Raw genomic sequence first — 20,553 nt, forward strand, 5'->3', positions numbered from 1 at the left:
GTTATGACGGAATTTCGTATACATCCAGCGCGGCTTGCAGAGCTTCTCCGCGATGAACCTTCGCTCCCATGCGGATCAGCACCGCCTCAAGACCTGCCAACACGTGCAGGACATTCTTTTTCCGGCAACTGAAGCCCATCGTGCCGATGCGCCAGCATGCCCAGGTCAAAGTAGTTGCTGCGGATCCTCCGCTCTGACGGCTCAGAGAGATTCCCCGCCAGCCCGCGCTCCACGCTTTTTCTTTCCTGGATAATTCGCTCAGCCCGCTCATTGTAGGTGATCGGAGCCATTCCAGCGGGAACGGACAAGCACTTTTGCGTTCCGCCGACGACCGCATCGAGCATCCACCCGTCCGTATCGACAGGCGATCCCCCGAGCGTAGCCACAGCGTCTACCACGAGCAGCGCCTCCCGCTCTCGGCACGCATGTCCGACCCGGGCTAGCGGCTGCATGCAGCCGGTCGAGGTTTCGCCGTGCACGATCGCTACAATTTTCGGGCGGACGCGGTCCATTTCCCTGATGATCTTCTCTTCATCAAACACTTCGCCCCACGGCGCTTCCATGGTGTGCACCTCCGCACCTGAACGCTGGGCAATCTCCGTCAGAAGATGGCCAAATCGACCGTAGATGGGAACGAGCACTTTGTCGCCCGGTTCGATCAGGCTGCACAGCACGGCCTCAAGCCCCGAGCGGGAAGTCCCGTCGATCGGATACGCCCACTGATTGCGAGTGCAGAACAATTCTCGCAGCATTTCCATCACGCGATTCATCATATCGGTAAATTCGGGATCAAACTGCCCCAGTACAGGAGTTGCCATAACCCTCAATACCCGCGGGTCTACCTCAACCGGACCCGGAGTCATGATCGTGCGAAGCGACGGGTTTACTTCCTTCCATCTGCTCACTTGTTTACCCTCCTCGGCTTTTCTATTGTTCCTATTGTTTTTCGTTTTGCCGTCTGTTTCCCCTGCATAGCAAAAACCCTCTGAACCAATAAGGTACAGAGGATTTCTGCTCGTTCTATTTCACGCCGTCGATAAACCCGAGCGACAGCCACGGGAAGACAGCGAGCAGCACAATGAACAAAACCATGATAACCGCATACGGCGCGGCGCCCCGAACGATTGTGGATATCGGCGACGACGGGTCTACGCCTTTGAGCACGAACAGGTTGAGTCCGACCGGCGGCGTAATCAACGCCAGCTCCATGTTGACGACCATGATGATGGCAAACCAGATCGGGTCGAATCCCAGCGCTGTGATGATCGGATACAGGATCGGCAGCGTAATGACGAGAATGGATACCGTCTCCAAAAAGCAGCCCAGAACGAGCAGCAGGATATTGATGAGAATGAAGACGACCCATTTGGAAACAGGCAGGCTTGTCGCCATTTCGGTCATGGCCTGCGGGATTTGCAGCGATGTCAGGATAAAGCCGAACAGCATCGCCCCCACGATGATAAACAAAATCATCGCATTGGTTGCCACCGTCGAGAGCAATATTTTCTTGATGTTGTCCCAGGACAGGCTGCGATACACGAGTCCGGCTACGAGTGCGCTGAAGACGACACCGGCAGCAGCGGCTTCTGTCGGGGTAAAGATACCGGAGTAGATGCCGCCGATGATCAGTACCGGCATCATCAGCCCCCATATCGCTTTGCGTGTCCCTTGCCAGCGCTCTGCCCAGGTCGCTGGCGCCTCCTTGATGTGCCGCATTTTCCAGGAGGCGTATCCCATGAAGATCAGCAGCAGCAAGATCCCCGGAAGGACACCGGCGATGAACAGCTTTCCGACAGATTCGCCAGTGACTGAGCCGTAAATGATCATCGGCACGCTCGGCGGAATCAGGATACCCAAGGTTCCTCCCGCAGCGAGCAGGCCAAGCACCGCCTTTTTGTCATACCCGCGCGCCGTCATCTCGGGGATCGCCACCATCCCGATCGTGACCGCAGTCGCTACGCTGGAGCCGGAGATCGCAGCAAAAATTCCGCAGCACACCAGCGTCGCCAGGGCCAAGCCCCCGGGCAAATGACGCAGCCAGCGGCTTGCCATCTCATACAGCTCCTTGCCGACTCCGCTGAACAAAAGAATTTGACTCATCAGCACGTACATCGGCAAGGCGCTCATCGTAAAATCATCCAATGCCTTGTAGGCAATGATAGGGACTTGAGAAAGCCCGAGAGCCCCTCCGTTGAACCAGTACATGCCGATTGCCGCCAGTACCGCGAGAGTGAAGGCGACCGGCACCCCTACCAGCATCAGCGAGGCCATTCCTCCCGCAAAAAACAATCCCATTACGCCTCGCCTCCTTCCTGTCCGCGAATGTAGTCAACCAGTTGCAAGAGGAAGGCGAGACCGAGCAGCACGCCGCCGATGGGCAGCAGCATTTCCGGAATGTACATCGGGATTTGAAGCAGGGAAGCGGAGGTGAATCCCAGCTCCATCGACTGTTGGACATGCTCCCAGCTCAAATAGCAAAACACCAGGCTGAACAAAAGACCGATCAGGGCCGATGCGATCAGCATCCAGCGGCGCACGGACGCAGATACGTTGTGCAGCAGCAGGTCCACCTTGATATGGGCGTCCACCCGAACCGCGTAAGCCGCTCCGATGAAGCAGCTTCCCATGATTGCATAAATGGTAAGCTCGGTTGCCCAAATCGTCGGCGCGTTAAAAAGAGAGCGGGAGACGATCTCGTAAAAGGTCATCCCCGTTGCCAATACGATAAAGATACCGGCGATCACTCCGCCGAACTTGATCAAACTGTCGATCCAGCCATACAACACTTGAAAAAATTTCATGAAAACGTCCCCTCTTTGCTCCTCGCCTCAGGCTTTACTTGATGTTTTGCAGATCTCCCAGCAGTTCTTTGCCCAAGTCGCCGGCAGTTTTCAGGTACTCGTCCCAGGCTGGCTTGGCCGCTTCCTTCCACGCAGGAAGTTCCGCCTCTGGCACAACGTAGACTTCCATTCCTTTTTGCTTTAACTCGTCGGCGGTTTTCTTGTCTTCTGCTTCAGCCTGCTGGCGAATCCAGTCTTCCGTCTCTTTGGCTGTAGTGGTTAGCAGCTCCTGAGTTTTTGGCGGCAAAGCATCCCAGTACTTCTTGTTGACGGCAAGTACGAACTCCAGATAAGCGTAGTTGACGACGGTTAAATATTTGGATACCTCATCGTATTTCCGCTGAACCATCGCTGTCGTACCAGAGGTCGCACCGTCGATTGTCTTGCGCTGCAGAGCCATGTAAACCTCGCCTGCTCCCATAAAGACCGGTGCCGCGCCATACGCCTGGATCATCACGGACGGAATATGGCCGATACTGCGAATCTTCAGACCCTGGAAGTCTTCCGGCTTGGTCAACGGACGTGCACTGTTTGCAAATTGCGCGTACCCATAGTCCGCAAACAGCAATACCTTGGCACCCTTCTTCTCCATTTCCGCGTTCAGCTTCTCGCCGACCGATCCGGACAGCGCTTTCCCCGCCAATTCGTACGAGGTCGGAAGCGCAAACGGAACGTCGAACAGTCCCATTGCCGGAACCACAGATGCCCACAGCGTCGTGGAGTTGACGCCCATTTCCACGCCGCCTGTCAAAATGGCCTGGTTCATTTCTTTGTCAGAGAGCAATTGGCCGGCAGGATACACCTGCACTTTTACCTTGCCGCCGGAGCGCTCGGTTACTTTTTTGGCAAACTCCTCGATTCCCTTGGAAATATGGTGATCCTGCGGCAGGTTGTAAGCCAGACGAATCGTCGCTTCCTGGTATTCGTCTGTAGCCGCCGCCGTGCCGCCTTGCGAGCTGTTCGCTGCAGGAGCGCTTCCGCTGCCTCCGGCCCCGCTTTGCGCAGGGGCTCCTCCACAGCCTGCCAGCAGTCCTCCCAGCAAACTGATTGCCGTCAGTACTCCTATCCATTTCTTTTTCATGGTCGAAACCCTCCTCTTTTATTTAAAAGCCAATCGTCGATTGCTCTTTCTTTTCTACGAGACGGATGCGCCCGAGCGGCATTCTCATCGAGAGGCTGACGGCGTACTCCGAAGCGTCTAAAAGTTTTGAAAATTCAATACCTGTCTTTACCTTCATCCTCTCAAACATATACACGACGTCTTCCGTCGCTACATTGCCCGCAGCTCCGGGCGCAAACGGACAGCCTCCCAAGCCCCCTGCAGCCGTCTCAAACGTCCGGATGCCTGCGGTATATGCCGCATACGTATTGGTCAAGGCCAGGCCGCGGGTGTCGTGAAGATGCAGGGACAATCGCTCAGAGCCCACCGCTTTGACCAGGCGATCACAGAGCGAGAATACTTCATCCGGGACGGCGATGCCGATGGTGTCAGCGATGCTGATCTCTCCTGCGCCCGCATCAAGCGCCAGCTCGGCGAGCCGCACCACGACATCCGGGTCCACTCTGCCAGCAAACGGACAGCCGAAGCTGGTCGCAATGGAAAACCTGAGCAAGCGTCCCGATTCACCAGCCAACGGGACCAGCTCGCGGAACGCCTCCAGGTTCTCCTCAATCGTCTGGTTGATATTCGCTTTGTTAAAGGCCGGACTTGCCGAAGTCACCCAGTTGATCTCGCCCAGTGCGTAGCCGGCTGCCCGTTCGTACCCTTTCCGGTTGGGAACGAGAGCGCTGAACGAAACATGCGGAATGTCAGCCAGCGACCTCGCGACCTCTTCGGCATCCGCCATCTGCGGTACCCGCTTGGGATGGACAAACGAAGTGGCTTCAATCCTTGTCAGACCAGCGTCGGCCAGCATGCGAATCAACTGCTGCTTTTTCTCCGTAGGAATAAACCCCGCCTCATTCTGCAATCCGTCTCGCGGCCCTACCTCCAGAATGGTTACATCTCTCGTCATATCGCTCTCTTCTCCTTCAGCATGGCCAATACGGCCGGGTCCAGCTGGAGCAGCTTTTCGAAAATCTCCTCGTTGTGCTCTCCCAGAGAAGGCCCTACCCACTCATGGGTACCGGGTGTTTCGGAAAGCTTCGGCACTACGCCGGGAAAGAGCACCTTTTCACCGTCGGGCAAATCAATTTCTTCGACCATCCCGCGCTCCCGATAATGCTCGTCCTGGACGATCTCCTCGATGCTGTAGATCGGTCCGACGGGAACAGCAGCCTCGTCCAGCAACCGCTGTGCTTCCTTGAGCGTATGCTGCTTTGTCCACTCCTCGATCACCTGATCGATGTAGGCGACGTCTTCCGCCCGTCCCTGATTGTTCGCATAGCGCGGATTTTCCGCCACATCGCTTCGTCCGATCGCATGCATCAGCCGTTTGAAAATGCTGTCGCCGTTTGCTCCGATCACGATGTATTTCCCGTCAGCGCACAAATACGTGTTGGACGGCGCGATTCCCGGGAGCGTGCTCCCTGTTCTTTCGCGGACGAGCCCTTTCAAGTCGTATTCCGGCAGGACGCCCTCGAGCAGGCTGAAAACGGCTTCATACAACGCCACATCAACCATCTGTCCCTTTTTCTCAGGTGACCTGTCTCGCGCGTGCAAGGCCATCATCCCGCCAATCACGGCGTACAGCCCCGCGGTCAAATCGCCGATGGCGACACCGACTCGCACTGGCGGCAGTTCGGGGTAGCCGGTCAGATAGCGCAGGCCGCCGATGGCTTCAGCCACGCTTCCAAATCCGGGTTTGTTGCGGTAGGGACCCGTTTGGCCATAGCCTGAAATCCGCACCATGATCAAGCCGGGATTCAGTTCGCTGAGGACATCGTACCCGATCCCCCACTTCTCCAGCGTTCCGGGTCTGAAGTTCTCAATGATGATGTCCACTTCCCGGGCCAGGGAGCGAATAATCTCCTGCCCTTCCTCCATGCGCATGTCTACTGTGATTGATTTTTTGTTGCGTGCCTGCACATACCACCAGACAGACGTGTCTTTGTGCATCGTCCGCCAGTTGCGCAAGGGATCGCCCTTTTCCGGGGTTTCCACCTTGATTACTTCCGCGCCGAATTCAGCGAAAATTTTACCGGCAAACGGTGCGGCCACAAGCGTTCCCAGCTCCAGGACACGCACGCCTTGCAGCGGCTTCGTCGTAGTCATTGGCCCCTCCTCATTGATCATCTGCTTGTTTTCGATCGGCTTCCATGCACAGCTCAAAATCGCGTGTGATGTGCTCTGTCATTCTCGCTTTGGCTTCTTCTCCATCCTGCCGGGCAATCGCCTCTACGATGGCCTGATGCTCGGAGATGACCGTTTCCGGCCGGCGAGGGTGAACCTCCAGGATGGCATTGCGGTAAAACGAGATCAACACTTTCAGTTCATTCATGATTTTTGTCAGGTACGGATTCTTGCTCGCTTCCGAAATGCGCTGGTGAAACGTGAAGTTCAACTCGTGCGTGCGCCGAGAGTCACTGGGGTAGTTCAGTTCCTTCATCCGTTCCAAAAGGTCCCGAAGCTCTCTTACCTCCGCCTCAGTCCTGCGTTCGGCAGCAAACATGGCTGCGGTCGGCTCCAGACTCAGACGGCACTCATACAGATGAGTAAAGTCGTCCGGAGTGGGCTGGTAGACGGTTACGCCTCCCTGCGCCTGAACGATAACTAAGCCGTCCTTTTCCAGACGGCGGATTGCTTCTCGAATCGGGCTCCGGCTCACGCCAGTTTCTTCGCAAATCCTCTCTTCAATCAGTCGCTGACCCGGGGCTAGGCCGCCAAACAGTATCTGTTCCCGCAAATACTCGTACACCTGGGACTGGAGTGTCTCACTCCGCTTGATCATTTTGGCCATAAGCTCAACCCACCCCAAACATGAAAACTGTATTCTGTATACAAAGATGTTTTTAAAATAGTAATACAATTGCAAAAAGAGTGTCAATTATGTTTGTTCAGCATATGAAACGGAATGTTACTCTTTCCCAGCAGAAAAACGCTCACAGGCGAATCAACAGCCCGCGAGCGTTTTTTATCATGCGACCAGCCTTACCCCTGGCCTGTCTTTTTTCGAGCAAACAAGTACGTACCCGATACCGCGAGCACCAGCACCGCCTGCGAAACGGCAACCATGGCAAACAGGCCATAAGCCTGAAAAATCATCGGGGACAGCAAAAAGCCGAGAAAAAACCCTCCACGCTTCAGCAGTGTCTGCATCCCCAAGGCACGCCCGCGAACCGTATTGTCCGCCTGTTGCACGATCGTCCTCTGAAACACCTCCCGCCATCCCTCCAGCACACCGGTCACGGTTAGCAGCAGCAGGATGATCAGCTGATGCCACCCGGCAAAGGCGAGCGAGATGACTATGGCCATCGCGAGCAACGAGATGCTCAGTGCCGAAAACTCCTTCCAGCCAAGACGCGGCGCCAGCCACGCCCCGACGAGTGTGCCGACACTCAAGAGCGACCACATCAATCCGTGAAAAGAAGCGTGGGATCGGACCGACATTTCAGCGAGCAGCGGAAGGCCATAGTTGTACGCCGCCACGCTGACGGTCCAGAAGAAAGACAGGATTATCACCGCAAGCAAGACATCGTTTTGCCGCAGATATGACCAGCCTTCCTGCAGGTCCTTTATCCAGGAAACACGCTGCCGCTTGTGTCTGGTCGCTGCCGGATAACTGTCCCACCGCAGCCGCACCAAGACAAGCGCAGAAGCAAAAAACGTGGCGGCGTCAAACCCGATGACCCATATATGCCCGAACAAGTCGCTGGCCACCCCGCCGAGGACAAATCCGATCATTCCTGCCACTGCCTCCAGCCGTACAATCAATCCGTTCACAGCAGCCAGCCCTTCTCCCGGAAACAGCTTCGGCATCGGTGCCCGAAAGCTGATCTGGAATACGCTGAACAGGATGCCTTTTACAAACGCGGCAGCCACCACCGTATACGGATGCGGAAAGAGGACGACAGCCGCGATCGCCAGGCCCGAGCCGAGATCACTTGCAATCATTGCCTTTCGCCGGTCAAAGCGGTCGGCCACTACCCCCGCCGCCAGACTGAACAGAAGGCCTCCCACTTGTCTGGCAAGAAAAAAAGCGGTCAGCCACATCGCACTATTTTCAAAAGTAAAAATCAACGCGGAAAACGCGATTAAATCCATACGCGACCCAAGGTCGGACAAGGCATTTACATACACGTACCACTTTCTTGTTTTTATCTGCTAAACCCCCTGATCGGTCAGACGGTTCAGCTCCTACGCCCCTGTTCAGGGCGTTTGTACACTGATTATGGCAGTTGACATGCGCAAGCCTCCTTTGCCTTATACACGGGTCTTGATCCATCATTGCTTTGCTGGAAAAGAGAAATCACTGTTTGACAGGGGCGTCCTCCCCAAACGTCTGCATGGACACGATTTGTGTCTCTCTTTCATGATATACCTGTTTGCTCTCTTCTCCAACGCCAAAACGTCAAAACAGCAAAAACATTTTGTCGTCTCCCTTCACACCTTCCCGATTTTACACATACAGATAAGCGAGAAAAACTACGCTTTGGAGGATGCAAATGATTGTAGAGGAAATTCGTAACGCCTTTGCTATACTGACTGAGCCAACCCCCAGTGAAATAAAGGAGGTTTTGTCCCGCCTCCCGCTCAGTGCGGACGCATTCGCTTCCTGCATGCCGTCCTCCGACGGACTTCCTTACGGCAGAGAAGTCCTCTTTCGCACGAACGATGTTGAAATCGTTCTCATTTACCTTCCGCCCGGCCACGAGTCCGCCCCTCACGACCACGGTTCGTCGTTTGGGTGGGAATACGTGCTCCAGGGTGAATTGATGAATATCAATCATTCCGTCATCCCCGGCTCTTCCCGCGCCCCCGCTTACGTCAGCGTACAGGAAACAATGTCTGTTGCATCTGGACAAGTGTACTTTATTGAAAAAGGACAGATACACGCCATCCGCAACGGCGGACAGACTCCGGTCATCTCTTTGAACGTCTATTCGCCGCCACTGTCTGGCTGCAAAGAGTATCGCATCTCGCCTGACTGTCTTCTGCCTGAAACGGAGAGCACCGGAAAAGGCGCTGCCCCCTGACTGTGGGGCAGCTTTTTCTTTTCATCAAGCAAACATTTTACTAGATCCGCTTCGAAGTGGTATGGTGGGGGGAGGGAGTGATTTGCGTGAAACTAAACAAAGGTGACGTTCTTTTTCGGCAGGGAGAGACGGGGCCGCTGTTTCATCTCCGGACCGGCCTTTTGAAAGTGGTTCGCCTGCAAGAGGACGGATCGCCCTTTCTTTTTAACCTGATCTTGCCCGGAGAAACTATACCTCACCATTCCTTGTTGACGGCAAAAGAGTACCATGGCACTGCCGTTGCCCTGATGAGCTGTGAAGTCGATGTGATTACTCCGGCTGAATGGTACCGGTCCCTGGAGGAAGACCCATACAAATACAGGGAGATTGCCCTCCAGCTCCAATCGAAGCTGCGGTTTACCCAACAGCGCATGGACCAGCTCACTGCCTCTTCTCCAAAGGAGAAGCTGGCTCTGATGACAGAGTGGTTTGGCAAATATATTGGAAATTACCCGATTACCGATCTGCTGACCCAGGAAGAAATCGGTCAATTCCTCGGTTTGCGCAGGGAGACCGTCAACCGGTTACTGCGGAAACAAACATAAGCACACCCGCAAAGGTGTGCTTGTTTCCTACAGATTTTCCGTGATTTCCGACAACTGATCAGCGGAAATCGCTACCTGTGAAACGGCATGGTTCATCTCTTCCATCACGTGGAAAAAGTTCTCAAGCTCTCGCTGGATCCGGCTGCTCTGCTCTTTGCTGTCTGTGACAGCACTGCGAATTTCATCGAAAAACCGGTTGGTCTCGCTGGTCATCGTCGTACTAGACGCAACCAGCTCTCGTACTTCGGCCACGACAGCAGACAGGCTGGCCGTCTGCGCATTCGTTTTTTCGATCAGCTCGGTCACGCCCGACACCGACTGCTTCGTCTGTTCAGCCAGCTTTCTCACTTCCCCGGCGACGACGGCAAAGCCGCGGCCCTGCTCTCCGGCACGGGCTGCTTCAATCGCAGCATTCAAGGCCAGCAGGTTTGTCTGCTCGGCAATCGCCGTGACCACATCTACAATCCCGCGAATTTTCTCCGAGATCTCCTCCAGTGTCCGCATTTCCGACGCGATCTGCTCAGCGCTTTGCTGGATCAGCTTCATTTGCTGCTGCTGATTTTCCAGCTTCTGCTTGCCCTCATCAGAGAGGTGCTGAGCCTTGTTGGAGAAACCGGTTCCGTTCTCCGCATAACGCAGCACCTCCCGCGACTGCTCGGTCAATTGATGCACGGATGCGCTCGTCTCCTCGGAAACTGCCGCCAGCTCATGGGCGGAGTTGGAGAGGACGACCCGCAGCTCGTCCTTCTTGCGTTGGGCCTCCTGCCTTATTTGTTCATGCTTGTTTTCGTACTCCTCCAACACGATTTGCTGCTCAATGTTTAAAATCTTCGTGACAACGGTAATCGCACGGATACATTCACGCTTGTCCGCGATTTCCCGCTCCAAAAGATTGATTAAGGATACAAGCAGGTTTTGAAAGGCGCACATATACCATTTCGGCTCCAGACCGATCTTCAAATGCATGACCGCGATTCGGCTGCGCTGTTCAATATAGCTGTGATCAATCTTTCCGCTGAACATCTCCGTGATATGCCGGGTCAGCGTTCCCTTCAATCTTTCAATCGTACTGTTCTTATCAATGATAGCCATCAAAGACGGCTCTTTTTCCAGGTTTTCGTAGAAACAATTTACAATATCGCCAATATTTTGAACAACGAGCGGTTGCAGCATTTTTACCGCGGCCAGATCATCCTCAGTCAGATCAATCAAGGATAATTGCTTTAACAGCTCAGACTTTGATTCAATTATCACTTCTCCTGTTTCCATCTTGCCGTGGAAAAAGGATTCCGTCTGCTTGCTTTTTTTTAAGCCAAACCAGCTGGAAAACGGGCACTTGCTCATTGTATGGTCTCCTTTGGAATCTTTCGTTTTCACTGTATTTACAGTAACTATACTATAATTTTTTCCAGTTTGGTATGCCCTCCCTAGATAAAAATGCCCAGCACGACGAGAAATTTTACCGTTTTCCGCAAGCGAACAAGGACTTCCTTCCCTCTCTTGTGCGGCCGTACCCCTACCATTGTATCCCAAACCAGTCCACAATGTTAACGCTTTCAAAAAATAGAGCGAAAATCTCTACTCAGGAAGACTTAAAACCCATCGTGCAACAAAAGCCGGTAACTGAGGCACACTATTCCATGTAGCGGCCCGGACAGACGCTCTCTCAGCGGCTTCACTGAAAACTCATCTGCTCCCCTTCTTGTTGGAAACAGGGCTAACGGACAAACGCAGCCTCATACTTTGGTCTAAACAACCTTTGGATGAGGAGGGCGTCGCCATGAAACGATCTACCCCGGAGCACCCAAACCGTCGCTCCCCGAGCGAGTCGGCTCTGCGCTCGGCCTGTGATTTTCTGATCCACCACGTATTTCCGCGTGTGAACAGACAGGCAGGACAAAAAGTCCGGTCTGGCGCAAGCAGCGATACATCAATTCCTGGCAGGAGTATGGCGTATGAAGATTCGTCTCGTCCAAAACGGAATGATCACCCTGATTGACGATATTGAACAGACCCAGTTCCCGCCGAGAAACGGCTTTTATTGGATCGATGCCTCGCTGTTTGACCTCGATGTGCTGCAGCACCTCTTTGGCCTGCACGACTTGGCGATCGAGGACTGCATCGACGAGGAGGAGCAGCGCCCGAAGCTGGAAGTGTACGAGGACCATTACTTCATCGTGATCAACAGTGTGGAATTTGGGAACCAGGATATTTTTTTGCGCGAGGTCAATCTGTTTCTCGGCGGTCACTATATCATCACCGTTGCAAAGCACGACACCGGCCTTTACCCGCGGGTGCTGCAAATTATCAGAGAAGAAGAGGTCAACCGGCCGGATGCCTTTCTTTATCATCTGGTGGATCAAATTGTAGAGAGTTTTTTTGAGGTCGTGGAGAAAATCGAGGACTTGATCGAAAAGCTGGAGGAAGAAATCCTGGTGAATGCAAAAAAGGCGCAGCTCCACCAGATTATCGGACTGCGGAGTGAAGTGTTGTATGCACGTAAAATGCTCTTGCCGCAGCGGGATCTGATCGATGCTCTGCACAAAAAAGATCTGCCGTTGATCGACCGCAAACTGCGGAAGTATTTTGGAGACATCCTGGAAAACGCAGTAAAAATCGTGGAGAGCTTCGAAACGTTCCGGGAGCTGATCGGCAACCTTCGTGAAGCCTATCATTCTTCGGTAGCTGGCCGTGCCAATGATATCATGCGGATTTTTACAGCATTGACCACAATTTTCATGCCGCTCACGATTGTGACCGGAATATACGGCATGAATTTCGAGTATATGCCCGAGCTGAAATCTCCGCATGGCTATTATATCGTTTTGGCCTTTATGGCTTCTCTGGGAATCGTCATGTACCTGATCTTCAAAAAGAAGGAATGGCTCTAACGGTACGGGCGGGCACGGACGCTAAAACAGCCCGTCGCAGGAGACGATCATCAGGTGGAGCCGTTTGGATAAATCGTATTCATACGGATTTGCTACGGGACTTCCGCTCTCATCGTACAAGATGCGAACGATCGGTCTGCTCGGTGTCCCCTTGTTGTAGTCCACGACAACGCCAGACTCACCTGTATTTAACACGACCGTCAATCCCAGCGGGTAAAGCGCAATCGTATCGCGAAGTCTTTCGACATATTCTTTGGCGTACAGTGTCTCGACACCTGTGTACAAAAGCTCCATCGCCTCGTGGGGCAGCATGGGCGGTCTATAGACGCGATGGGTCGTCAGCGCGTCAAAAACGTCGCAGACCGCCATCAGTTGCGCGTAGGGATGGATCTCGTCTCCCTTCAGCCCGCGTGGATAGCCTGTCCCATTTATTCTTTCGTGATGCTGAAAAGCGCAATGTGCCGCCAACAGCGGAATGTCATCCTGGCGCCGCAGCATTTCAAAGCCTATTTCTGTGTGCTTTTTCATTGTTTGAAATTCATCATCGGTCAGGCGTCCCGGTTTCTTCAGAATTTCATCGGGAATCGACATTTTTCCGATATCGTGGAGTATGCCTCCCACGCCGATATCCAGCACTTCTCTCTCCCCAAAATCGGATTTCAGGGCCAAGGCTGTAGAATAGAGCATCACATTAAATGAATGCGCGAAAATGTAATGGTCGAACGCGCAGGCATCAGCCAGCAGGTTCATGGCGGAGTCCTTGCCCTTCAGTTCATCTGCGACTGTCGCAAGTACCTGCCTGATTTGCCTGCCAAACTGCCTGTCTGAAAACATTTGCTGCCATTTCTGGGGACTTTGGTGGGAAGCGCGGAATGTCTCGTTGATTAGCCCCATTGCTTCCCGCCGTGTCTCTTCCGAAACGGGCGCCTCTACTACAATATCCTCTGTCCGTTTGTCCTGTATGTATACATTGGTGATGTTCATATTGATCAGCCGATTGATCATGCGCTGTGTCAGGCTTACTCCTGCGCCTACCAGGATGGTTCCGTTCTCCGCGTAGACAGAGCGAGCCAGCGTGACACCAGGCTGACATTTATGAATAGAGAGTAATCTCATTTCCATTCTTCGCCTTTCTTTCAAAGTACCCCTATTATACCGCGATTCAAGATTCTTCTACATTTCTTTTTCCTGATTTTGTTGTATTTTGTCGAAAAAACGCCTCGTCCCCAGGACAAAGGCGTTTTTCTTCTTAAAACATTTTTCGTACCGCATCCCGCCCAATCGTTCCGGCGGCAATGCCAAGCTTCTCGGCAGTGAGAGTGACTGACTCCAGCGGAGCGTCCAGCAATTCTTCGATCGTTTTGACACCGACCGCCCGGCCCGCAATAATTTCCCGGCTAGCCAGCTTTTCATTCAACAGACCCACATCCAGGGCTCCGCACATGATATATCCTTTATCCGTCGTAACCGCCAGCAGAGTGGTCTTCGGCAGGCGAACCGTAACAGCGATGGCAGTTCCTTCGGCAAAATGAACAGGCTGTACCTCAATCATCGTGAGTTCCTCCTTCTTTTCAGCTTCACGTAGGCGCGCTACCATCCTATGATATTGCTGGCCGGAAGGTGTCAGTCATCAGTGGATCAGAGAGACGGGCGGACGCTCGTCATCCATCGCTACCTTTCGCTTCATGACTTCAATCATGTAGGTGGCCAGCATATGAAACAGCTCTTCTTCGTCCATCTCCGTCACAAGCTTGATGAGATCCTGATGGGATTGTTCGTCCAGAATACCTACGATAATCGCAACGATGTCTTCCTCGTCGCCGTTGAAGTGCCCTTTGTACATCTCGTATACTTCATCGATAAACCGCATGGGCTGCCCCCTCCTTTTCCCTGTTAGCATGCCCTATTCCACGGCCTGCTTTTCGTCAGGAAGGCGCCAGGGGGAGCCAGCGAGGCTGGAGAGCCGCGGCAATCAGCTCCGTATCAGCCAATGTTTGGGCCAGGATTTCCCGAAGCATTTCCGGGAGGTAAAAACGGACATCGGCCCCTTCCGCCAGTTCGGGAAACATTCGATTAAACATGAACATATCGATGGTACCTACGCGATAGGTGCGTCCGGCATCCAGCGCTTCTCCGTTGACCTCGACCCTTGAAATTCGCGGGCTGTCCCCCGTTTCATACCATACGTGGAGACCGTCTATTCCCATCCATCCCGTCACCTTGCCGCGGAAGCCGAATCCCCGCAGCTCCCGATTCACGGTCTGCGGCTGGATCGACTGCTGCAGCACTTTGTAAAGCTGCTCGCCGGTTATCGAAACAGCGCACGGGTTGATCGGGTGGGGTACGCAGTGAAGCAAATCCCGATAGCTCACCCTTCCATTTTTCAAAGGAGCGAGCAAAAGGCCGTTGTTGGCCAGGCCCACCTCTGCTTGTGTCCATTTTCGCAGCGAGGCGGCCAGAATCGAGCCGAACGCCGTTTCTTCCGTCCAGGAGATATTCAGGTTGACCGAAAGCTCAACCGCCGTCTGATCGAGCCGTTTTTCTGCCGCCTCCTGTTTTTTGGCTAAGAGGGCGTCTAATACCGGTTCAGACGGATACTCGCTGGAAACAAGCAGCTCTGCAGATGCCTCTCGCACTCGTTTCGCCACTCTGTCCCACACCAGCCGCACATGTCCGACGTGGCGGCCAAACACGCCTGTTTGCGCCACCAGTGTGCCGTTGATGTGTTCGCCCCGCTCCAACTGATGATGAGTGTGGGCTCCCAAAATGACGTCCACTCCCTGAAGCTCTCGGGCCAGCCTGCAGTCGTCGGGATAGCCCAGATGAGACAGCAGAACGATAACGTCTACATTCGGACGCAAGGCTGCCACTTGCTCCCGCAAATGCTCGAGAGGCTCTTTGGATTCCCAGCCGAGCAGCTTGTAAAACGGGGGAAAGGACGCCGTGACACCCAAAATGCCGACACGGAGATCGTCCCACTCATGAACGGCATGCGAGGCCGCCCAAGGCGGTATCCTGCCGGTTGCCGGATCGATCAGGTTTCCCAGTACAACTGTAAAGGTCGCCTGCTCATAGAGAGCATCCAGTCTTTCTTTCGGAAAGGTGATTCCCTCGTTGTTTCCTATCGTCACATACTCATAGCCGCTGTGGTTCAGCACTTCTACATTGGCCCGTCCCCATGTGGCTTCTGTCTTCACATCCATCCGGTCAGCGTGATCGCCGATGTCTACTGTCAATACATGCTCTCCCAGCGCTTCCCACCTCTGTCTGTTTTGCCGCAGACAAGTGGCAATGCGGGACATGCTGGAAAAATGGCTGTGCACGTCATTGGTGTGCAAAATATGCAAGGTACAGGTGTCCGCCACGACTTTCCCTCCCTTTTCTCTCTGGTATCTTTTCCGCTATGACGTCTATTGCGTTGGGTTTCCTGCAAGCCCGATTTACTTCGTCACCGCTTCCCCGATCATCTGAATCGCCATGCCCAAAATCAAGATGCGGAGCACCAGCACGATCGTCTGCCCTTTCATCCGGTTAGCCGCCAGTACCCCCAGCTTGCCTCCTGCCCATGCACCCGGAGCCAGCATCGCCGCGTACAACCAGTTCACATGGTCATGCAGGATATTTGTCGCCGACCCGACCATTGCGGAGAAAAAGATAACCAGCATGGACGTGGCAGCGGCAATATGGGGCGGAAATCGAAACAGGATCATCATCGCCGGCACCATCAAAATCCCTCCGCCTACGCCAAACAGCGAGGAGACGATCCCGACCAAAAAAGCGACAAAAACGGCAAGCCAGCGATTGTAGCCGTATTCGTACTCCACGCCTTCCGCATCGACAAATCGCCGCCGGACATCCCAGTTCACGCTGCGCGGCTTCAGTTTGTCCTTTACCATCATCAAGGCAAACATGCTGAGCTGAAACAAGCCAAACAACAGTGAAAATGCCTTTATTGGTAGTAATGTATTAAGATAGACACCGACAATAGCACCGGGAGCACTGCCCAAAAAAAAGAGCAGCGCGGTTTGGATATCCGCTCTTTTCTGTTTGATATAAGAAACGGAGGAGGACAGGGCCGTCACTCCAATCACGATCAATGACGTACCTGCCGCCATCTGCGGGCTGACAGAACCTGGTGCATATACGTTGCCGAGATAAAGCAACGCCGGGACGAAAAACATGCCTCCGCCCAAACCGGCGATGCTGCCGACGACTCCAGCGAACAGGCCGATAATGAGAAACATGCCTGCCAAAGCATAAATCATGTGCTACCCTTCTCTCTGATCTAGACTCCGCCTCCCCGTCCTTCCCGGAACGGGTCAGAAGAGCTCCAATTGGCGGGGATTAAGACCGACAGGGTCGACACCCAGCATTTTCATAAACTGCTTGGCGTTCCCCACTGCGTCTCCGCCGGAGTTGTTGTTAAACAGGATGCATACTTCCTGCGCTTCCTCTGCTACTCTGCGAATGCGCGGGACCCACTCGGCAAGCTCTTCCTCCGAGTACTTGTAGAGGTAGCGGACATCTCGCCATTTCTGTCCCTCGCCCGGATCACCCCATCCCGAGACGTTCCGCCCATGGAAGCGCACCAGAGCCAGGGACGGATTGGTCACCGCCTCTACGATAGGAACAGAGCCTTTCCCCGCTTGCGGCTCGTCGCACAAGACGTGTGTCGCATCGAGATTCCTCAGCAGCTCCAGTGTCTTTTCCCGAAAACGGGGTTCAAACCAGCTCTGGTGACGAAACTCGACAGCAACCGGATAAGCGGCCATCGTCTGACGGCAAGCCCGGAGGTATTGAACATGCTCACGCGTGCAGTCAAACCAAGGCGGAAACTGAAACAGAAGCGTCTTTAGTTTGCCCGCTTCTACCAATGGCTGAATGCTTTCCTCAAACTGGCGAAACAGCTCCCGCCGGTCTGCCGGAGCTTCGCCTCGCTGATGACCGGTCATCGCTTGATAAGGCTTGACGATAAAACCAAATGACTTGGGTGTCTCGCGCACCCATGTTTGATAGTGAGTCTGTGGTAAAATGGCGTAAAAGGAGCTGTCCAATTCCACGATAGGAAAATGACCTGCGTAGACGGAGAGCTTGTCCTGATTGCGCACTCCCTGGGTATACAGATCGTAATGGTCTCCCCAGCCGCACACTCCCACATGAATCGTATTCATGGATAGACAACCTCCAGGAGGTATATTCTATGTTTCCCGACCTGCTAGGCGAACCCTTTGGGTTTAAGCATACCAAAACATGTCTGGACCGAAAAGTAGCGAAACGCCTCCTGGCCGAAGCCAAGGAGACGTTCCCTCTGGAGTATTCTGCTCTGTTGGTGGGCCATAAAGCCAGTATTACCGGCCATATCCCGATGCCCTCCGCCCATCACACCACCGATGCCTTCAGATGGGACGGCTCCGCTTTTTTCCAGGCGCTGCAGATCATCAGACAGCGAGAGCTGCAATGGCTCGGAGTCCTGCACAGTCACCCGACTGCCCCGCCTGTACCCTCCGCGGCCGATCACCGCGGCTGGCATTACCCCCAATTGGGCTATTGGATACTGGGATTGGCGGGTGATGACCCCGAACTGAGGCTCTACCAGTGGGAGGGCGGGTCCTTTTTGGAGCGTACTTTCCAGCTTTATGATTCGCCTCTACTTTAAGCTTCCGGTCTGGTTTTGTGTCTGGTTATGTCCGATCTGGTCTGTTCTGGTTTAGTCCGGTCTGGTCCAGCCTGGTCAGCTCAAAACCATACTCCATCCTGCTTATGTAGAAATCAGGCTATTTCTCTTGTCCCGGACTTTGTGGTTGGCTGACAGCATCGGGTGGAGCGATTGTCGCAATCGAGCTCGTATCCTCGCCTACAGGAACTTTTTTCGCAGTCTGCACGGGCGGAGCGTATCCGCCGGTCTGATCTGCTTTCATGAAGCTGGAAATGATCTTATTCATATCTACACCGGAGACGTCCTTGAGCATTTCCGGCAGTTGGGCCATCAGCTTGGTGACGTTTCCGCTCAGGCGGTTGACGCCGTCTCCCTGGCCTCCGCCGGCATCGACGATCGTTACCTTGTCGATCGCTTTCATCGGCTCGGCAATCTTGCCTGCCAGCTCTGGCAGCATCTTGGCGATAATGTCGAGGACAGCGGCGTGGCCGAATTTCTCGAATGCTTCCGCCAGCTTCTGTTTCCCTTCTGCCTCTGCTTCCAGCTTCAGGCGGGTTACTTCCGCTTCCGCACTTCCTCGCGCCTTCTCGGCTTCGGCAATCGCAAGCCCTTCCAGACGCTTCTGCTCGGCCTGTGCCTTTGCCTCTGCCTCGATGCGGTACTTGAGCGCGTCCGCCTCGCGGATTTTCTTCGCTTTTTCCGCTTCTGCCGCCTGCTCTACAGCATAGCGGTCGGCATCCGCCTTTTTCTTGACCTCGGCATCGTACTGACGCTCGCGGCGCAGAATTTCCTTCTCTTCCAGCTCGATCTCTTTTTGCTTTCGGACGATCTCGATCTTCATTTCCTCTTCCGTTACCTGCTGCTTGGCGACTGCCTCCTGGAGCTTGTAGGCTTGGTCAGCGGAAGCTTTCGCCTTGTCCTGCTCTTGCTTGAACGCAGCGATTTTCAGTTCCTTTTCTTTTTCCGACTCGGCGATGTGCGTCTCTTTCAACAGCTCTGCCTTGCGCGCCTCCTGCTCGGCCTGTGCCTGACGAATCCGCGCTTCCTTGTCCGCCTCCGCCTGCGAGATCGTCGCGTCCCGCTTCACAGCGGCAATCTGGGGAATCCCCAGCGCTGCCAGGTAACCGTTTTTATCGCGGACATCCTTGATCGTAAAGCTGACCACGGAGAGCCCCATTTTTTTCAGGTCTTTCGCGGCAACGGCTTGCACCTCTTGGGCGAAGCGCTCCCTGTTCTTGTAGATTTCTTCTACCGTCATACTGCCCAGGATGGCCCGCAAATAGCCTTCCAGGACTTCCTGCGCCTCTGACTTGAGGGCGTCATCCGTTTTGCCCATAAACTGCTCGGCTGCTGTAGCGATATCCTCAATGGAGCCGCCTACCTTGATAATAGCCACACCGTCGGCCATGACCGGAACGCCCTGCTCCGTGTACACCTCGGGCGTGGATACATCCAGCTTGTGCGACAGCAGGCTGAGGAAATTGGCTTGCTGGAATATTGGCAAAATAAAGGCGCCGCCGCCGCGGACGATTTTCATTTTGCGTCCGGTTTCATCGCTCATGACGTTTTTGCTGCCCAAAAAGCTTCCCGTCACGATCATCGCCTCATCTGCGCCGACTGTCTTGTAGCGGGCCCAGAATGCGATTCCCAAGACGACAAAGACGGCGACGACAGCGACGACTGGTACGAAAAAGGTCGAATCCATCATACTCATCACACGCTCTCCTTTTCCATTGGATTTTGAAAGGGAGTGACATACAGAACGTGATCCCGGACATCTATGACCACGACGCGCGTTCCCTCGCGAATGGCTTCACGGTCAATGCTGGCCGCCATGTGATTGGTCGTGCCGCCGACCATGGTGATCAATACTTCACCCAGCCCTTCAGCCGGTATGCTCGTCAACACCTCGCCTACCATGCCTTCCAGTTGTTTCATCGAATAGCCGATCGAGCTCTCCGCATTTTCCATCGGTTTGACCCAGACAAAGTAAGCGGCAGCAGCCAGCATTAGCCCAATCGCTACAGCTATCGCAAAGACGAACCATTGTGAAAAGGCAGTAAACCGGGTCAATAAAAAGCCGCTGGCTCCAAATGCTGTCAAGGCGCTGACCAAAAGAATCGGCTGCAGCACCGGGAGATCGATTTGACCTAGCAAGTCCGAAACGGTATCCCCGAAAAAGAGCGTTATCAACGTATACAGAAGTCCCGTACCCATGCAGACAAGATAAATGATGTCCCACGTATCCATCCTGTCACCCCTTTCCATTTATGTCTCTATTGTTCATACGAACCAGGACGGAAAATGTTTCAAAATGGTGAATGTTTTTGTCGGGCGGTGCCGATTCCGAAGGATCACTGTCGCCTGGGGCATTTACGGCGCACTCGCTGGAAGGAAAATCCACGTATGTATATGCATCGTTCCGCTCTACTCCCTCTAGTAAGAAA

The 20,553-nt window shown here is 54.0% G+C and carries 20 protein-coding genes and 1 pseudogene; 4 read left to right on the plus strand and 17 right to left on the minus strand.

Annotated features, from left to right (window positions below; genetic code table 11):
• Nucleotide 1: 1 nt before the first annotated feature.
• The 8 genes and pseudogenes from NSQ24_RS21145 to NSQ24_RS21180 all read right to left on the minus strand — a co-directional run bounded on the left by NSQ24_RS21145 (nucleotide 2) and on the right by NSQ24_RS21180 (nucleotide 8,079).
• A pseudogene (locus tag NSQ24_RS21145) lies at nucleotides 2–863 on the minus strand (aminotransferase class V-fold PLP-dependent enzyme).
• A 157-nt stretch (nucleotides 864–1,020) separates the two neighbouring features.
• Nucleotides 1,021–2,295 (minus strand): TRAP transporter large permease subunit, encoded by a 1,275-nt coding sequence (locus tag NSQ24_RS21150; protein WP_003392358.1) that lies wholly within the window; start codon nucleotides 2,293–2,295, stop codon nucleotides 1,021–1,023.
• Nucleotides 2,295–2,801, minus strand: coding sequence for a TRAP transporter small permease (locus NSQ24_RS21155; protein ID WP_003392359.1), 507 nt, complete (start codon nucleotides 2,799–2,801; stop codon nucleotides 2,295–2,297). The genes NSQ24_RS21150 and NSQ24_RS21155 overlap by 1 nt, the downstream gene beginning before the upstream one ends.
• Nucleotides 2,802–2,835: 34 nt before the next feature.
• Nucleotides 2,836–3,921 (minus strand): DctP family TRAP transporter solute-binding subunit, encoded by a 1,086-nt coding sequence (locus NSQ24_RS21160; protein ID WP_024983069.1) that lies wholly within the window; start codon nucleotides 3,919–3,921, stop codon nucleotides 2,836–2,838.
• A 22-nt stretch (nucleotides 3,922–3,943) separates the two neighbouring features.
• Nucleotides 3,944–4,855, minus strand: a complete 912-nt coding sequence (locus tag NSQ24_RS21165) for a hydroxymethylglutaryl-CoA lyase (RefSeq protein WP_024983068.1) — start codon at nucleotides 4,853–4,855, stop codon at nucleotides 3,944–3,946.
• Complete coding sequence (locus NSQ24_RS21170; protein WP_003392364.1) at nucleotides 4,852–6,054, minus strand: CoA transferase; 1,203 nt, start codon at nucleotides 6,052–6,054, stop codon at nucleotides 4,852–4,854. Before NSQ24_RS21170 ends, NSQ24_RS21165 begins: the two co-directional genes overlap by 4 nt.
• A 10-nt stretch (nucleotides 6,055–6,064) precedes the next feature.
• The gene (locus NSQ24_RS21175; protein WP_003392368.1) at nucleotides 6,065–6,739 is read right to left on the minus strand and encodes a GntR family transcriptional regulator; all 675 of its coding nucleotides are present in this window, start codon (nucleotides 6,737–6,739) and stop codon (nucleotides 6,065–6,067) included.
• Between the two features lie 191 nt (nucleotides 6,740–6,930).
• Nucleotides 6,931–8,079 (minus strand): MFS transporter, encoded by a 1,149-nt coding sequence (locus tag NSQ24_RS21180; protein ID WP_339166529.1) that lies wholly within the window; start codon nucleotides 8,077–8,079, stop codon nucleotides 6,931–6,933.
• Nucleotides 8,080–8,444: 365 nt separating this feature from the next.
• Between NSQ24_RS21180 and NSQ24_RS21185 the strand changes: the two genes are divergently transcribed.
• Both NSQ24_RS21185 and NSQ24_RS21190 read left to right on the plus strand, forming a co-directional pair.
• A complete protein-coding gene (locus NSQ24_RS21185; RefSeq protein ID WP_051925515.1) occupies nucleotides 8,445–8,975 on the plus strand; it encodes a cysteine dioxygenase family protein in 531 nt (176 codons plus the stop codon).
• A gap of 86 nt (nucleotides 8,976–9,061) precedes the next feature.
• Nucleotides 9,062–9,559, plus strand: coding sequence for a Crp/Fnr family transcriptional regulator (locus NSQ24_RS21190; RefSeq protein ID WP_003392371.1), 498 nt, complete (start codon nucleotides 9,062–9,064; stop codon nucleotides 9,557–9,559).
• Between the two features lie 27 nt (nucleotides 9,560–9,586).
• Here the strand turns inward: NSQ24_RS21190 and NSQ24_RS21195 are convergent, their stop codons facing one another.
• On the minus strand, nucleotides 9,587–10,903 hold the full coding sequence (locus NSQ24_RS21195; RefSeq protein WP_122958452.1) for a globin-coupled sensor protein: 1,317 nt from the start codon (nucleotides 10,901–10,903) through the stop codon (nucleotides 9,587–9,589).
• Nucleotides 10,904–11,514: 611 nt separating this feature from the next.
• On the opposite strand from NSQ24_RS21195, the gene corA reads away from it, so the two are divergent.
• Nucleotides 11,515–12,450: a magnesium/cobalt transporter CorA gene (gene corA / locus NSQ24_RS21200; RefSeq protein ID WP_024983064.1), complete on the plus strand. Its 936-nt coding sequence runs from the start codon at nucleotides 11,515–11,517 to the stop codon at nucleotides 12,448–12,450.
• A 21-nt stretch (nucleotides 12,451–12,471) separates the two neighbouring features.
• Here corA and NSQ24_RS21205 read toward each other — a convergent pair whose 3' ends face one another.
• The 6 genes from NSQ24_RS21205 to NSQ24_RS21230 form a co-directional block, all read right to left on the minus strand.
• Complete coding sequence (locus tag NSQ24_RS21205; protein ID WP_003392374.1) at nucleotides 12,472–13,572, minus strand: HD-GYP domain-containing protein; 1,101 nt, start codon at nucleotides 13,570–13,572, stop codon at nucleotides 12,472–12,474.
• Between the two features lie 127 nt (nucleotides 13,573–13,699).
• Nucleotides 13,700–14,002 (minus strand): DUF1805 domain-containing protein, encoded by a 303-nt coding sequence (locus NSQ24_RS21210; RefSeq protein ID WP_003392376.1) that lies wholly within the window; start codon nucleotides 14,000–14,002, stop codon nucleotides 13,700–13,702.
• Between the two features lie 78 nt (nucleotides 14,003–14,080).
• Nucleotides 14,081–14,320, minus strand: a complete 240-nt coding sequence (locus NSQ24_RS21215) for a DUF6154 family protein (RefSeq protein ID WP_003392377.1) — start codon at nucleotides 14,318–14,320, stop codon at nucleotides 14,081–14,083.
• Nucleotides 14,321–14,375: 55 nt separating this feature from the next.
• Nucleotides 14,376–15,815: a bifunctional UDP-sugar hydrolase/5'-nucleotidase gene (locus tag NSQ24_RS21220; protein WP_003392378.1), complete on the minus strand. Its 1,440-nt coding sequence runs from the start codon at nucleotides 15,813–15,815 to the stop codon at nucleotides 14,376–14,378.
• Nucleotides 15,816–15,890: 75 nt separating this feature from the next.
• Nucleotides 15,891–16,715 (minus strand): sulfite exporter TauE/SafE family protein, encoded by an 825-nt coding sequence (locus tag NSQ24_RS21225; RefSeq protein ID WP_024983062.1) that lies wholly within the window; start codon nucleotides 16,713–16,715, stop codon nucleotides 15,891–15,893.
• Between the two features lie 54 nt (nucleotides 16,716–16,769).
• On the minus strand, nucleotides 16,770–17,621 hold the full coding sequence (locus NSQ24_RS21230) for a DUF72 domain-containing protein (RefSeq protein ID WP_122958451.1): 852 nt from the start codon (nucleotides 17,619–17,621) through the stop codon (nucleotides 16,770–16,772).
• A gap of 29 nt (nucleotides 17,622–17,650) precedes the next feature.
• Between NSQ24_RS21230 and NSQ24_RS21235 the strand changes: the two genes are divergently transcribed.
• Complete coding sequence (locus NSQ24_RS21235) at nucleotides 17,651–18,106, plus strand: M67 family metallopeptidase (protein ID WP_003392381.1); 456 nt, start codon at nucleotides 17,651–17,653, stop codon at nucleotides 18,104–18,106.
• Nucleotides 18,107–18,224: 118 nt separating this feature from the next.
• On the opposite strand, the gene NSQ24_RS21240 is transcribed toward NSQ24_RS21235, so the two are convergent.
• On the minus strand, nucleotides 18,225–19,820 hold the full coding sequence (locus tag NSQ24_RS21240; RefSeq protein WP_171506383.1) for a flotillin family protein: 1,596 nt from the start codon (nucleotides 19,818–19,820) through the stop codon (nucleotides 18,225–18,227).
• On the minus strand, nucleotides 19,820–20,356 hold the full coding sequence (locus NSQ24_RS21245) for an NfeD family protein (protein WP_024983060.1): 537 nt from the start codon (nucleotides 20,354–20,356) through the stop codon (nucleotides 19,820–19,822). The genes NSQ24_RS21240 and NSQ24_RS21245 overlap by 1 nt, the downstream gene beginning before the upstream one ends.
• Nucleotides 20,357–20,553 lie beyond the last annotated feature (197 nt).

The sequence above is a fragment of the Brevibacillus sp. FSL L8-0520 genome, assembly GCF_037963895.1.
GTDB lineage: Bacteria > Bacillota > Bacilli > Brevibacillales > Brevibacillaceae > Brevibacillus > Brevibacillus borstelensis.